The organism is Micromonospora okii, from assembly GCF_020884795.1.
Classification (GTDB): domain Bacteria; phylum Actinomycetota; class Actinomycetes; order Mycobacteriales; family Micromonosporaceae; genus Micromonospora; species Micromonospora okii.
The window spans coordinates 1-15,978 of sequence record NZ_BBZF01000030.1; the positions used below are offsets into that span (position 1 = coordinate 1).

Consider the following 15,978-nt stretch of genomic DNA (forward strand, 5'->3'; position numbering starts at 1 on the left):
TTGCCTCGCCGGGGTCGAAGGCGAAGCCGACGGCGCGGCCTGTTCGGGGGTAAGGCTTTCGCCGGGTGCTGCGTGCCTGCCGTTGCTCACTGTTGAGGCGGTTTCGTTGGTTCCGGGCCGTGCAGACGATGTATCTGCTTCGCCGGGCGCTGTGTCGAGAATGTCGAAGGTGCCTGTCGTCGAATCCGGGTCCAGGTTCTGAGTTGGCCGCTTTCTGCGGAGGTGGGCCCAAGCGTCGCCGAGGCCTCGCTGTCTTTCAGTAGCGTGTCGCACTCCGTAACCGCTGTGGGCGGCAGGGAACTGACCGTGATACCGCCAGCTTCACTCAGCGTGGTCGATCATGGTCACCGCTTCCCGGATCCGCAGGGTGACCGGGCCTTGACAGAGCGCCACGATGCTGTCACTGTACAGCAGCACATTGATGAGTAGCAGTGCACGGGGGTGTAAAGCTGTGACCGCAGGTTTGCCGGCGTTCTGCCGTAGACAGGCGTTGCTGGGCCTTTCGGACGGACTGCTTCTCACGTGACCGCCCTTCCCGCGAGATAAACCCTCGCTTCCCGGGTTTTCCACTCTGGCCTTCGGCTCGGTTATTTTTTGCTGCCCATTTCAGCGCGTTGGCTGTTCGCACCGGCGTCCTTTACTGTGCCCCGACCCCTCGTGTCGTCGCGCGGCACGCTGCCCGCCAGCTTCTCCTCGATCCGGGGGTTGATGATGTCCTCCAACGTTCGGCGCCTGTTCCACCCGCGTTGGCAGCCAGCCGACCTGCATCCTCGGCCACGTAGACGGCAGCCGTTGCTCCGCATGGCGAACGCACGCTTGACGGTGGCGGCCGCGCTGGTCGGTATCCTGATGCTCAACCTGGGCGGCAGCGGAGTGACCGCGTTTCCGGTCTCCGGGACCGGGAAGGGCGGGATCGCCAACGGTCAGCGTGGTAGTGGTAAGAAGCCGGACCAGGTATGGGGATCGGCAGCCGGCAAATCCCACGTGACCCGCGGGCGGAACAACGAGGAGATCCCGAAATCGCTACGGGGGCAGTATCCGCTGCATCGACTCGCCCAGGAACCGGCAGCGGGACGGAACAAGGCATTTGTTGCCGTGCCACCGGCCGGTCGTGCTCGCGGTTTCGACAAGCGGACCAGTCGGGAGCGCCTAGCCGACCGCGCCGCCAACCAGCGGGTCTACGACAACGCGGACGGTACCCAGACGACCGAGTTCTCGTCCGCGCCGATCAACTATCGCAAGCCTGACGGCAGTTGGGCACCGATCAACCCTGACCTACTGCCGGCGGGCAACGGCGCGGGCTGGCATACGACCGCCGACATGGTGGGTCTCAACATCGACGCCCGCAGTACGGCGGGTGAGTTGGCACGGCTGACGTTTGAGGGCGGCGCCGAATTCGGCTTCGGGCTGTCCGGAGCAAGAGACTCGCCCGGCCGGGCTGACGGAAACGTCGTCACCTACGTCGACGTACGCCCGGACGTGGACCTGCGGTTGGAGCCCCGGGCCGGCGGGGTGAAGGAGACCCTGGTCCTGCACTCGGCCCAGGCGCCCAGCTCGTACGTGTTCCCGCTTCGCCTAAGAGAGCTCACGGCGCAGCTTGCCGACGGCCAGGTCCTTCTCACCGGCCGAGACGGACGCCAGCGGGGGGTCATTCCTCCCGGTTACATGATGGACGCCGGCTCCGGTGCCACCGGACCGGCGACCTCCACCGGTGTGACGTACGAACTGGTCACCGACGAGGGTCAGCAGGCGCTGAAGGTCACCCTCGACAAGGAGTGGCTGAGCGACCCGGCCCGGAGCTACCCGGTCGAGGTCGACCCGACCGTGGGCCCGCCGGTCGACCCGGTGAAGGCCGACAGCAGTATGTACGTCCACGGGAACAGTTCCACCTCCGGCGGCAGCGAGTTGCTCGTCGGCCGCTCCGGCGGATCCAACGCTGCGGCCTATCTCAAGTTCGGCGGACTCGTCAGCCGACTTCAGCACCACACCATCCACGGCGCAGCGCTCTCCGCGGTCAACTTCGACGCGGCCTCCTGCAGACCGAGGCAGGTGACCGTCCACCCGGTCACCGAATCGTGGTCGGCCGGCACCGGCTACTCGTACCCGGGGCCGTCGGTGGGTGGGTCGCTGGCCAGCCGTTCGTTCGCTCACGGATACGTCGCGCTCGGCCAGAACCAGTCGGCCTGCCCGGCGGCGGGGGAGATGTTCGACCTCGGCGCGGCCGGGCGGAACCTGGTGCAGCGCTGGGTGGACGGCCAGCAGGACAACCACGGCCTCTCGCTGCGCGCGTCGACCACCGACGGCTCCGCGTGGAAGAAGTTCGCCGGCACCGGAACCGCCAACCCGCCGGCCCTGTACGTCACCCACTCGCCGTACAACGCGGGGTACGCGATCCCGAAGCCGACGCCGGAACCGGCGGTCCTGCGCAACCAGGACGGCAAGGTCAAGGTCACTGTCACCAACCGTGGCGCGGAGGCATGGTCGCCGTCGAACTACTACCTCGCCTACCGGGCGTACGACGCGAGGACGGGCGCGGCGGTCACCCAGCAGCGGGCGGCCAACCTCAGCACCACCCTCGCCCGGGGCGGGAAGGTGACCCTCGAGGCGACCGTCAAGCGGATGGAGCCGGGCACCTACTTCCTCGACTTCACCATGGTGCGAACGGGCGGCACCGTCTTCACCGACCATCAGGTACCGCCCGGCAGGATCGTCCTGCAGGTCTTCGATGTGCCGCCAGTGGTGCAGGAGATCTATCCGGACAACGGCTACCAGGCACCCACGCTGACCCCGCTGCTCTGGGCCCGGGCCGTCGACACCGACGCGCCACCCGGCGCCACGCTGTCGTTCAAGTTCGAGGTCTGTGACCGGACCGATGCCGGGGCGGCCACCAACTGCACGAACTCCGGCTACCAGGCCAAGCAGTCGTGGGTGGTGCCCAGCGGACGGATGTCCTGGGGCAAGAGCTATCTGTGGCGTTCCTACGTCAAGGACGTCGCCAACGAGGTCGTCTCCCCGGACTCCGTGTTGCTCACCTCGGTGCCTCAGCCGGACCTGCTCTCCCGCATCGCCACCTCGCCCGACGCGGAGCAGGGACGGGAGTTCGACGCCCAGATCGGCAACTTCGCCACGTCGGCCGTGGATGCCACCGTGGCGACCGTCGGGCCGGAACTGAACCTGGTTCGCACCTACAACAGCCTCGATCCCCGGCCCTCGGGGGTGTTCGGCGCGGGCTGGTCCAGCCGGTACGACATGGCCCTGATCCCCGACGACGACGGCTCCGGCAACGTGGTGATCCGCTATCCAGACGGCCAGGAGGTCCGGTTCGGCAGGAACCCAGACGGCACGTTTGCCGCCCCGTCCGGACGGGTCGCGAAGCTCACCGTCGACGCCACCGTCTGGAAGCTGCAGGACCGCTCCGGGGCGACGTACACGTTCGTGGACGGCAGGTTGACCCGGATCAGTGACAATTCGGGGCACGTGGTCGTGCTGACCTACAACACGTCGATCGGCAAGCTGGCCCGGGCCCAGGTGTCCAACAGCCAGACCAACACCGCCGGCCGGTCGCTGCGCTTCACCTGGACCGGCAACCACATCACCACGGTCAGCACCGACCCGGTCAACGGTGCCGCATTGAACTGGACCTACACCTACAACGGCGACCTGCTGACCAAGGTCTGCGGCCCGGAGTCCGCGTGCACCAGCTACGACTACGCGGCCGGCTCGCACTATCGCACCGCCGTCCTCGATGCCAAGCCCGACTCGTACTACCGCCTCGGTGAGTCCGAGGGCACCGGCGCGGCCAGCGACGTGGCGATCAACCTTGGCAAGGACGCCGGCACGTATCGCAATGTCACCCTGGGCCGGCCGGGGGCGCTCGAGGGCACGAACGGCACCGCAGCCGGTTTCAACGGGAATTCCGCCTACCTGGAACTGCCCAAGGGCCTGGTCAAGAAGAGCCGGGACGCTTCGGTCGAGCTGTGGTTCAAGATCGGGCTGGCGCAGACCGGCGGCCCACTGATCGGCTACCAGGACAAGGCGTTCGGCACCACGGCCACCAGCGGGGTGCCGGTGCTCTACACCGGCACCGACGGCAAGCTGCGTGGGCAGTTCGCGACCGGTACGATCGCGCCGATCACCTCGGTCGGCGCAGTCAACGACGACAAGTGGCACCACGTGGTGCTCTCCGCGATGGCCAACACCCAGACCATGTACCTCGACGGGGTGAAGGTCGGCGAGCTCACCGGACCGGCGATCGAACACTCGCTGCTGACCTTCAACCAGGTCGGTGCCGCGTCGGCGGCCACACCGTCCTCCTGGCCGGCCTGGGGCACCACCGCCCAACGGTACTTCGCCGGCACCATCGACGAGGTGGCCGTCTACTCGCGCCCGTTGGGCCCGGCCGCCGCAGCCGCGCATCAGCGATACGCGAAACCGGCCGCGCAGCAACTGACGCGGGTGACCCTGCCGAGTGGTCGCGTGGCCACCGAGGTCGAGTACGACACCGCCACCGACCGCGTCAAGGAGTACACCGACGACGACGGTGGAACCTGGAAGGTCGGCCAGCCCACGGTCTACGGTGGCGACGCCGACCTGCGGCGCAGCGTCCAGGTCCTCGACCCCGCCAACCGCCCCTACCTGTACGAGTACGACGCGCTCGCCGGTCGGCTGCTACGTTCCGGCACCCCGCTCGGTCTGGAAACCCGGGAGGAGGACCGGCCTGGGCAGCCCAGCCCGACGCCGAGCCCCAGCCCCACCGGGGCCTGTTCCCAGCCCGATCCGAACGATCCAGCCTTCTGCACCACGATTCCGGGCGACGCGGGCGGGCCGGTCTTCGTCCGGCACCCGCTGGAGGGCATGGCCATCCGCTCCTTCGCCTACGACGAGGACGGCTTCCAGAGCAAGGTCACCAACGAGAACGGTGACTCGGTGGAGATGACGTACGACAGCCGGGGTCGACTCTCGACCCGCAAGAGCTGCCGGACGGCCACCCAGTGCTTCACGAACTACTACGGCTACTCGGCCACCATCACCGACCCGTTCGATCCCCGGATCGACCTGGCTGTCGAGCAGCGCGACGGGCGGTCGAGCGGGCCGACCGACGCCACCTACCGGACCACCTTCTCGTACTCGGCAAAAGGCCAGCTGTCGAGCCAGACCAACCCGGATGGCAGCACGGTCGGCCACACCTACAGCACGGGCGGGGAGCCGGCGTACGGCGGGGGGATGCAGCCGTCCGGACTGCTGTCTACCAGCACCGATGCGCGAGGCAAGATCACCCGCTACGCCTACTACCACAACGGCGACCTGGCCCGCGTGACTGAGCCGTCCGGGCTGGTCACCGAGTACACGTACGACGTGCTGGGCCGGCGAATCACCGAGAAGGTCGTTTCTGATACCCACCCGGCCGGTGTCACCACCACGATCACCTACGACGCGCACTCTCGGGTGGCGACCGTCACCGGGCCGGTCACCACCGACGCGATCTCGGGCCAGCGGCACCAGAGCCACACCGTCAACGAGCACGACGCCGACGGCAACGCCATCAAGGTCACCGTCTCGGATCTGCTCACCGGGGACGCAGCCCGGGTCACCAGCACGGAGTACGACGACCAGGGCCGGCCGGTCAAGGTCGTCGACGCCGAGGGCAACGAGACGAGCTACGGCTACGACCGGTTCGGCAACAAGACCACCATGACCGACGCCAACGGCAACCGGTACGACTGGGCGTACACCGCCCAGAACAAGGTCGCCGAGGTGAGGCTGCGGAACTGGCGCGGCGACCCGGGGGGTGCCCCCGGCGCCGGCGCCGGCGACTACCTGGTGCTGCACTCCTACTCGTACGACTTCTCCGGGCGGCTGGCCAGCGACACCGACGCGATGGGCCGGCGACTGGAGTACCAGTACTACGGCGACGACCTGTTGCGCAAGATCACCCTCAAGGGCTTCCACAACCCGGACGGCAGCACCCGGAACTACGTCGTGGAGGAGAACACCTACGACGGTGCGGGCAACGTGACCCGCAAGGTCGAGGCCAACGGCACCCGGACCACCGAGCACACCGTCGACAGGGCCGGAAAGGTGAAGACCACCGCGCTGGACCCGAACGGGGTACGGCGAGCCAACACCTTCACCTACGACCTCAACGGCAACGTCACGCAGACGGTCCGTTCCGGCACGCCGTCCAATCTGCCGTGGGAGGTGCAGGCGGCGTCGGAGGTCGTCGACTACACCTACGACGACGCGGGCAACGTGACGGCCGAGACGGTTACCGCCGAGACCGAAACCCGGGTGACGAGCTACACCTACGACAGCCGGGGCCTACGCACCTCTGTCACCGATCCGCGTGGCAATCTCCCCGGCGCCGACAAGGCGAAGTTCACCACCACCTACCGGTATGACGAACTCGGCCAACAGGTGGGCGTGACCGGGCCGACGGTCGTCGCAGAGAGCGACGGCAACCCGGCGGTGGAGACAGCCCCGAACAGCGCTGTCGGGTACAACGCTTTCGGCGAGCAGGTCGCCGTGCGCGATCCCCGTGGCAAGATCTCCACCTCCGAGTACGACAAGCTCGGCCGCCTCGTTCGAGGTCTCGCTCCGACGTACCAGGCCCCGGGGGTGAACCAGCCGGTCACCCCGGAGACCCAGCGCAGCTACGACCCGTTGGGCAACGTGACCGAGGAAACCGACCCGGCCGGCACCACCCGCTACACCTACGACCAACTCAACAGGCTCACGGTCCGCAACGAGCCGTCGAAAACCAACGACGACCGGGCGCTCACCAGCTACACCTACACCCGTACCGGTGAGGTCCTCTCGGTCACCGGCCCGACCGGTGCCCGGGTCGAGTCCACCTACGACGACCTCGACCGGCAGGTCACCCAGACCGTCGTCGAGCGTCGTCCGAGCACCCGCAACCTGGTCAGCAAGCTCAGCTACGACGACGCGGGAAACCTGATCTCGACGACGTCGCCTACCGGGGCCACCACGGTCAACGTCTTCAACTCGATCGGCGAGATCACCCGGACCACCGCGCCGACCGGCGAGGCCACGCTCTTCGGGTACGACTTCACCGGCCGGCAGGTCCGGGTCTCCGACGGGCTCGGCCGCACCACCCGCCTCGTCTTCGACCTCTTCGGCAACCAGGTCGCCACCAGCAACCTGAAGGCCGACGGCGCGACCCTGCGCACGCAGTACTACGGCTACGACGCCGCCGGCAACATGACCTCGTCGAAGGATCCGTACGACACCGTCACCTCGTACGAGTACGACGCGGCGAACCGGCTCGTCAAGCAGATCGAGCCGACGACCGCCACGGCGTCGATCACCACCACCTTCGGCTACGACGCCGCCGGCAACCGGACCCGCTACACCGATGGCCGCGGTAACTCCACCGTCTACACGTACAACAGCCTGGGGCTGCCGGAGTCGGTGATCGAGCCACCCACGGCCGGCCATCCCACAGCCGGGGACCGCACCTGGACCTTCGGGTACAGCGCCGCCGGCAACCCGGTGCGGCTGAGTGCGCCCGGTGGGGTGAGCCGCCAGCGCACCTTCGACGCGGCGGGTCGCCTGACCGAGGAGACGGGCTCCGGTGGTGACACCCCCACCGCCACCCGGATCCTGGACTACGACCAGGCCGGCAGGTTGACGAAGGTCAGCGCTCCCGACGGCAACAACACCTACGACTGGAACGACCGAGGTGGTCTGATCTCCGCCGCCGGCCCGTCCGGCGCGGCGAGCTTCGGCTACGACGACGACGGCCTGCTCACCACCCGGGCCGATCTCACCGGGACGGCCACCTTCGGCTACGTCAACGGCCGCCTCGACACCCTGACCGACAGCATCACCGGTCAGCAGCAGAAGCTCACCTACGACGCCGCTGGCGATGTCAAGACCGTCGACTACGGCGCCGGCCGGTTGCGCACCTTCGGCTACGACGACTACGGCCGGGTCACCAACGACGTGCTGCGCAACTCGGCCGGACAGACGGTCGCCTCCGTCAGCTACGGCTTCGACCTCAACGGCCATGTCACGAGCAAGAACACCTCTGGCACCGCCGGTGCCGGCAACAACACCTACGATTACGACAAGGCCGGCCGGCTGATTTCCTGGACCGGTCCTGCAGGGACCGTCACCTACGCCTGGGACGACAGCGGCAACCGGGTGCGGGCCGGCACCAAGACCTCGTCCTTCGACGAGCGGAACCGGCTGATCTCCGACGGCGACTACACGTACGCGTACACCGCTCGGGGGACCCTGCGGACCCGGACCAGCTCCGGCCTGGCCGAACAGTTCTCGTTCGACGCCTTCGACCGGCTGACCGGGGCCAAGGACCAGGCCTACGCCTACGACGGCCTGGACCGGGTGGTCTCGCGCACCGGAAACGCCTTCGTCTACGCGGGGCTGGGCGACGAGGTGGTGCACGACGGGGTCGAGTACTACGCCCGGGGGCCGAACGACGAACTTCTCGCCACTGCCCAGGGCCCGAACCAGCGGCTGTCGCTGACAGACGCCCACGGCGACGTGGTGGCGGCCCTCGACCCGGCCGACACCCAGCTTTCTGCGCTGAACGACTCCACCACCTACGACCCGTTCGGCAAGAAGATGAGCAGCTCCGGCAGCACGGGCCGGCTGGGCTTCCAGGGCGACTGGACGGACCCGGACACCGGCCAGGTGGACATGGGGGCCCGCTGGTACCAGCCGGGGAGCGGCACGTTCACCTCGCGGGACAGCGTCAACTACACCTCCGGCGACTCGATCCTGGCCAACCGTTACACCTACGGCGCGGGGGCGCCGCTGGACTTCGACGACCCGGACGGCCACTGGCCGAAGTGGGTGGACCGCGCAGCCAGGGCGGTCAAGAACACCGTCTCCAACGTCGTCAACACGGTCAGCAGCTACGCGTCCACGGCATGGAACTACACCAAGAGCTACGTATCCAAGGCGTGGAACTACGCCGTGTCCGGCCTCAAGGCGGTCGGTCGGGCCATCTCCAAGGGCGCGAGCTGGCTGGCGAACAAGGCCAAGAGCGTGGTCAGGTACGTCGGCAACGCGATCCGTTCCGGTTACAACACGGTGGCCCGCGCCGCTGACTGGGCGAAACAGCAGGCCAAGATAGTCGCGCAACGCATCTACCAGGCCAAGGTCGCGGTGACTAGCGCGGCGAAGGCGGCCATCAAACAGGCGGTCAAGTTTACCAAGCTGCCGGTGATCCAGGCGCTCACCAAGCCGCTGATCGCCCTCGGCAAGGTGGTCTCCACGGGCTTCAAGATGGCGGCTAGCGTCGTCGCCGTCACCACGATGGCCATCAAGGACCCACAGAAGTTCAAGCAGAAACTCTGGCAGGAGGCGGCGCAGAAACTGGCGTCCGTCACCGAGGGCGTGTCCGCCGTGTGGGACAAGGCGACCCAGTTCGTCGAGGACCACGCTGCCACGATCGCGGGCGTCGTCGCCGGCACGGTCGTCGGGTTGGGTTGCGGTGCGGCGATCGGCTGGACCGGTGTCGGGGCGGTGGCCTGCGGGGCGCTCGCGGGGGCGGTCGGCTCGGCGGTGACTGGCTACATGGAGGGCAAGCGCGGCTGGGACCTGGCCGGCGCCGCAGCCTTGGGCGGTCTGACCGGGGCGCTCGGCGGGGCTCTGGGCTCCATCGGCGGTCAGGCGCTGGGGGCCGGGATCCGAGGACTGAGCGGCGGGCTTCGGTCGGCGAGTGGCAAAGCGTTAAGCGCAGGTCTGACCGAGGCCCGTGCAATCGGCAGCCAGACGCGTTCGCTCGGCAACAAGTTGGTCGGCAGGTGCCCGAACAGCTTTACGCCACAGACCCGGGTGCTGATGGCCGACGGCAGTCAGAAGCTGATCAGCGAGGTCAGGATCGGTGACAGAGTGCTTGCCACCGACCCGACGAGCGGACGGACCGAGGGCCGTATGGTCACCGCGCTGCTTGTCGGAACCGGAAGCAAGGATCTCGTCGACATCAAGATCGATGCCGACGGTGCCAGGGGTCATCGGACGGCAACGGTCACTGCGACCGAGGGACACCCGTTCTGGGCGGCCAATGAGAGGCGTTGGGTCAAGGCAAGTGAGTTGAAGCAGGGCTTCACTTTCGAGACGGCGGACCACCGGCCGGTAAAGGTTGTAGCCGCCACGAAGCGCACGCAATGGCAGAGGGTCCACAACCTCACCGTAGACGGTCTTCACACGTACTATGTGGTGGCCGCCGAGACTGCGGTACTGGTACACAACTGCGGGGAAGCATATGAAAACGTTGCCCTGGGTATTCGTAAAAATGGCCTCCGGGAATTTGCGGACAAGAACCAGTACACGCATTTTCTGGATGAGGACCTTGATGGTGCGCTCGCGTCCGTCCGAGACGTCGCCAATTACCACCCAAAGGCGAGGATCCACATCCGTCTTGACGGTTTCAAGCCTGGGGCGGGTGCGAACCCTGCAAGCGCAACGCCGGGGGACTTGTTTGACGAGGCGTATCGCAATGGCGGCGGTGCGAACTGGTTCACGACCGAGCGGGAGATGAATATCGTGGGCCGTTCCGTCCGGCTCGGCAACAGAAGGTGGGATAGCATCAATTTCTATCTGAATGAAGCAGAAGTAAATATCGCTCGACCGAGCTACCTTGGAGGATAGGGGTGCGGAACCTCGTTCGGTGGGATCGGGAGTTCCACGTATGGCAGTACGTTGTGAGCTATTCACAGCTACTTCTGCGGAGCGTCGACGTGCCCGGATTCGAGACGCGGATCGATGTGTTGTTCAGTCATGTCTACTTCATGCACTTGGCACCAACTCTGAGTCGACTTCACATCGATCTGGCTCCCGATGACTGGGGTGATTGCGGGGTCGAGCTGCCTCGCGAGGTAAAGCCTTTATGGTACGTAATCAATGGGGGCGAGGCGTACCTGTGCGCCACTCATTGTAAGTGGCATGAAGATCAAGGAGGCGCTCACTCTCCATCTAAATTTGGTCCTCTGCGGGGCGTGGAATAAGCCCTTCGGAGTGCATGTGGCGACTCTGGATGCGTCCCATTCTGTCGCTTGGGCTCCTTCGTCATTTCCTAGGCTGAGAGGTGTATCGAACCTGGCGGGGCACCTGATCCATCGATGTAAGTTGTTCACTCGGAGAAAGTGTGGCTAGGTGGCTGGAGGATTAGCTATGGGTAAGGCTGGTAAATCCGTATCGAGATTCTCTTTGGTGATGGTATTGGTACTGTCGGGAAGCTTGACACTGCTGCGGTCGGGGGTGCCGGCGTACGCGGACGCCGCTGGCAAGGGTGGTGACTTCGTACCGGTCAACGCCGTGCTCCTGGACACCCGTAACGGCACCGGTGGTGTCACCGGTGTCCGGGGTGCCAACAGCGTCACGGCGGTGAACGCCCTGGGTGTCGGCAGCATCCCGGCTACCGGCGTCAGTGCGCTGATGGTCGACGTGACGACGATCAGCCCGACCGCCAACACGTCACTGACCGTCTACCCGGACCAGACGACGCGGCCTACCGCCACGTCGCTGAGTGCCTCGACGGGGGAGACCCTGTCCAACTCGGCAGTGGTGAAGGTTGGCGCGAACGGCAAGCTCGCCATCCACAACCAGGCTGGGAACGTGCACATCAAGCTCGACGTGCAGGGTTACTTCACCGCCACCACGGGGAGCGCGGGATCCGGGTTCGTGGCGGTCAAGCACATGCAGGTCTTTCCTTTTCCATTGCGACCGAAGCCGTGCTTTCCCAAGGACGAGTGCCCGCCCCCGCCTGCGATAGCCAACGGTGCCACAGTCGCCGTCGACCTGTCCCCGGCTACCTTCCCAATTGTTGCGGTTCCGAGCACCGCCAAAGCAGTGTTGCTGGATGTGGCCGTTGCCCGCGCCACCGCATCCGGCACGCTGACCGTCGGAGTCAACACGGCTTCCTCCACGACCGTTGACTACCGGCCTGGCGCTACTTCCATGGCGATGAGCGTCAGGCTCAAGGGTGATGGAAGTAGAAGCATCAACATCACGAACCAGGGGTCCGCCGTCGACGTCACCATCTCGGTCCAGGGCTACTTCACCGACCAACCGACGACCGGAGCGGGCTTGCGCCCGATCTCGGCTGGCCGGGTGCTCGACACCCGTGTCGGCAGCAATGTGCCGATAGCCGCTAATGGCGGCATCTCGGTCGGCGTCGGCGGCAGCAATGGGCTGCCTACCCGGGGCGTCGCAGCCGTGGTGCTGAACGTGACCGCCGTCAGTCCGACCGCAACCGGGCTCCTTCACGTGGGACCGGGCTGGTTTGGTGCTCCTGAGACGTTGCCGCCGCGGGGAACGTCGCTACACTTCAACTCCGGTCAAGGTCCTCGTTCCAGCCTCGTGGTAGCCATGGTCGATGGTGAGGGCCGGGTCTCCATCGGGAACGACTCCGATGGAACGGTCCATCTCGTGGTCGATGTCCAGGGCTGGTTCGCCGATCCGGTGACGCCCCTGCCGGTCGCCACGTACTCCAAGAGCGTCGCCCTTCAGGCGCAGCCGGCGGGCACCGCCAACGGAACCGTCGAGTACGCCTACGTCAACAACCTGGGGCAGTTGCGAATCGGGCACCAGGCCGACCCGAACGACTTCTCCGGCGTTCAGTGGACGGTCGTCTCCGGCCTGGAGTCGTTCACCGGCCAGCCGGCGCTCCACCAGCCCGGCGGCAAACCGGTACAGGTCAGCGCACAGCACACCAGCGGCACCATCTGGGGCGGCGGTCAGACCGCTGCGGGTGCGGCGACCTGGGACCCGCTGACGGACTTTGGCGGGTCGATGGCGGGGACGCCGACGGCGACGACAGTGGCCGACGGCACCGGCGTGCTGTTCGACGTCGACATCGACGGCCGACTCTGGCACTACCGTCAGTCCGGCACCGGTCCTTCCTGGAAGAGCCTCGGCAACGCGGGTCTCGTCGGTAAGGTCACGGCGGAGCGAATCGAAGTGGGTCTCCGGATCATCGGGACCACCGCGACGGGCGCTGTCAAGACCGCCGTTTACACCAACGACGGCGGTCTGTCGACGTGGACGGACCTGGGTGGCACCGTGGCGGGAACGCCGGCTGCGGTTGTCTACCCGGGCTACCGTACGGCGATCTTCGCCCGTGCCTCCGACGGCTCGGTCGTCAGCAAGCGGCAGGACGCTGCCGGGGTCTGGTCGACCGTCTGGGAGGCCGTCGGCGCGCAGGTCGCTGCTGGCCCGCCGGCCGCGATCCTCGACCCGGTGCTGGGCCGGACGGCGGTCGTGGTCCGTGGGGCCGACAACGAAATCTACCGGGTCTTCGAGACTGCCCCTGGCTCCGGTGCCTGGGGGAACTGGGAGGCGATCAACTCGGGGTTCAGCGATCCGGCCGCCACGGATCCAACGGTCGCGCTGCTCAGCAATGGCAGCGGTAGCAGTTGGATGATCGTCTATCGGAATGTCAACGACGCCACCCGGGTGTACGACCGGCAGATCCTCCCCTCGCTGAAGACCGCATCACCAGCGACCGAGGCGCCGGCGAACGTCCGGTTCCAGGCCCACACCCTGCCGGCCCCGCCGGCCTGAGCTCGGCGCACCGTCCTGCACCCGGGGTCTCCATCCGTGTGACGGAGGCCCCGGGTACATGGCCAGGCAGTTGTACGGCAGGAGAGTAAGCGCCGGACGGTCTGAGCCGGTCGGCGTACGGGGCTGCGGAAACGACGGAGTTCGGTGAAACTGGGACCAAGGCCTCTTCCGCTCGCGCGGGATCGAGGCCCGGGCGGACGGCCGGGGTGCCGCACCCACCCCGGCCGTCCTGCTCCATCCCGGTGCCGCCCCCGCCCCGGCGATAGAGGCGCAGGCAGCCCCGAACTGGCGCGGTGACATGCGGCCCCGCGCCGCCGCAGGCCACCGGCCCGATGCGCCGCGTGGTGTCGGCCGGGAACGTCCACAGCCCGACCCAGATCGCGTTCCTGCCGTCACCTCCAAGGGATGAATGGGAGGAATGTTCGGTCTTCTCCTGCTCCGCGTGCTTACGGTGAATCCAACGCCGGCCACGCGTGGCGTACCGGAGAGGGGACCGACCCATGCCAGTGCCCAGCCGACTCCCCGGCCAGCAGCCCGGCGCGCCCGTGGGGTCTGCCGCGCCGGTCCGGCGGACCCCGCGGGGGGTGGCCCGGCGGCCCGCCCCCGACCTCGACGCCTACCGGGCCGCCGTGGCGGAGCTGCTGGTCGAGGTCGGCGCGCTCGCCGACGCGGAGTCGGCCGGGGCTCGGCAGGTGCTGCTCGACCAGCGGTTGCGCGAGCCGGAGATCGCCTCGGTGCTCCACGCCACCGGCCAGGGGTTCATCGGTGCCCGGGAGACGCTGCTGCTCGAGATCGCCCGCTACCGGCCCCACGCGCGCGGCCCCGCCGCCGACCTGACCGCCCTGGTCCGGATCTACCTGCTCTCCCGCATCGACGTGATGTGGTGGCGCGACACCGCCCCCTTCATGACCGACGCGCAGGTCGACGCCAGCACCGAACTGGTCGACCTGGAGTGGCTGCGCCGCCGGGAGCTGCTCCGCTTCCGCTACCAGGAGCAGCCCGCCACCGTGCTCGGCCGGGGCGTGCGGGCCGTGCGCCGCCGGCTCCTGCCCGACGCCCGGCCGCGCACCGCCGGGCTGAGGTTCCGTCGGGCCCGGCGGGAGGTGGTCGGCCTGCTCAACGACGTCGGCCGCGAGTTCGCCCGGCTCGCCCCGCCCGGCACCCCGCCGCTGTGGGTGACCAGCCTGGTCCGCAGCGCCGAGCACCAGCACCGGCTGCGCCGCCTCGGCTACGCGGCGATGGTGCCCAGCGGCCACTGCCTCGGGTACGCCGTCGACGTGGAGATGGCCTGGTTCGAGCGGTTCGGCGTGCGCGAGGCGCTGGCGGAGCTGCTGCTGGCCCGGCAGCGCCGTGGCGAGGTCAACGTCGTCGACGAGGGACAGACCTGGCACCTGTGCCTCGCGCCCGCCGCCCGGGCCCGGTTCCGCCGGGCGTACGAGGCCGAGATGGGGGTCTGAGCCGGCCGCGGTGGGAAGAACCCCGGCCGACGCACGGCCACGACCACGGTGGACCGCCCGCCTGGTTGACTCTCACACCGTGTCAGGGCCGAACGTGTGGGGGGCCATGTTCACCATCGGAGACTTCGCCAGACTCGGTCGGGTGTCAGTACGGATGCTGCGTCACTACGACAGCATCGGGCTGCTCCGTCCGGCCGCCGTCGACCAGCGCAGTGGGTACCGGTTCTACCGTGCCGAGCAGCTTCACCGGCTCAACCGGGTGATTGCCCTCAAGGAACTGGGGCTCACCCTCGGGCAGGTGCGGGTGATCGTCGACGACGCCGTCGACGTCGCCGAACTGCGCGGGATGCTGCGGCTGCGCCGGTCCGAGCTGGAGGCGCGGCTCGCCGCCGACACCGCGCGGCTGGCCGGGGTCGAGGCGCGGCTCCGTATGATCGAGACGGAGGGTCGAATGACCAGCCAGGACGTCGTACTCAAGGAACTGCCCCCGGTCCGCGTCGCGGAGCTGACGGCGGTCGCCCGCAGCTATCAGACCCCGGACATCTCGCCGGTGATCCAGCCGCTCTACCCCGAGCTGCACCGCCGCCTCGGCGAGGCCCGCATCACCCCCTCCGGCCCCGGCCTGGCATGGTACGAGCCGGCGGGGGAGGAGGCCGTGCTGGTGCACGCCGGGGTGGTCGTCGCCGCCGAGGCCGGGTCGGCCCGGGAGTTCGCGATTGTCGACCTGCCGGCCGTGCCGGCTGCGGCGACGATCATCCACCACGGGCCGATGGACGAGGTGGAACGCAGCATGCAGGCCCTCGCCGCCTGGATCGAGGAGAACGGCTGGCACGCCGACGGGTTCGCCCGCGAGCTGTACGTCGCCTACAGCGCCGAGGACCCGGCCAACGGTGTGACCGAACTCCAGCTCCCGGTGGTCCGGCGCTGACCGGGCGGGGCGGGCCGTCGGCTCGGCGGCCCGCCCCGGCGT

General features: G+C 68.0%; 4 protein-coding genes. All 4 read left to right on the forward strand.

The window, feature by feature from the left end; translation table 11 throughout:
* Nucleotides 1-1,320 precede the first annotated feature (1,320 nt).
* Nucleotides 1,321-10,638: a LamG-like jellyroll fold domain-containing protein gene (locus tag LPU43_RS27175; RefSeq protein WP_229403395.1), complete on the forward strand. Its 9,318-nt coding sequence runs from the start codon at nt 1,321-1,323 to the stop codon at nt 10,636-10,638.
* A gap of 522 nt (nt 10,639-11,160) precedes the next feature.
* A complete protein-coding gene (locus LPU43_RS27180) occupies nt 11,161-13,551 on the forward strand; it encodes a DUF8189 domain-containing protein (protein ID WP_229403396.1) in 2,391 nt (796 codons plus the stop codon).
* Between the two features lie 500 nt (nt 13,552-14,051).
* Nucleotides 14,052-15,008 carry a DUF5715 family protein gene (locus LPU43_RS27185; protein ID WP_229403397.1) on the forward strand — a complete coding sequence of 319 codons (957 nt, stop codon included), beginning with the start codon at nt 14,052-14,054 and terminating at the stop codon, nt 15,006-15,008.
* A 106-nt stretch (nt 15,009-15,114) separates the two neighbouring features.
* Nucleotides 15,115-15,936 carry a MerR family transcriptional regulator gene (locus LPU43_RS27190; RefSeq protein WP_229403398.1) on the forward strand — a complete coding sequence of 274 codons (822 nt, stop codon included), beginning with the start codon at nt 15,115-15,117 and terminating at the stop codon, nt 15,934-15,936.
* Nucleotides 15,937-15,978: the final 42 nt, after the last annotated feature.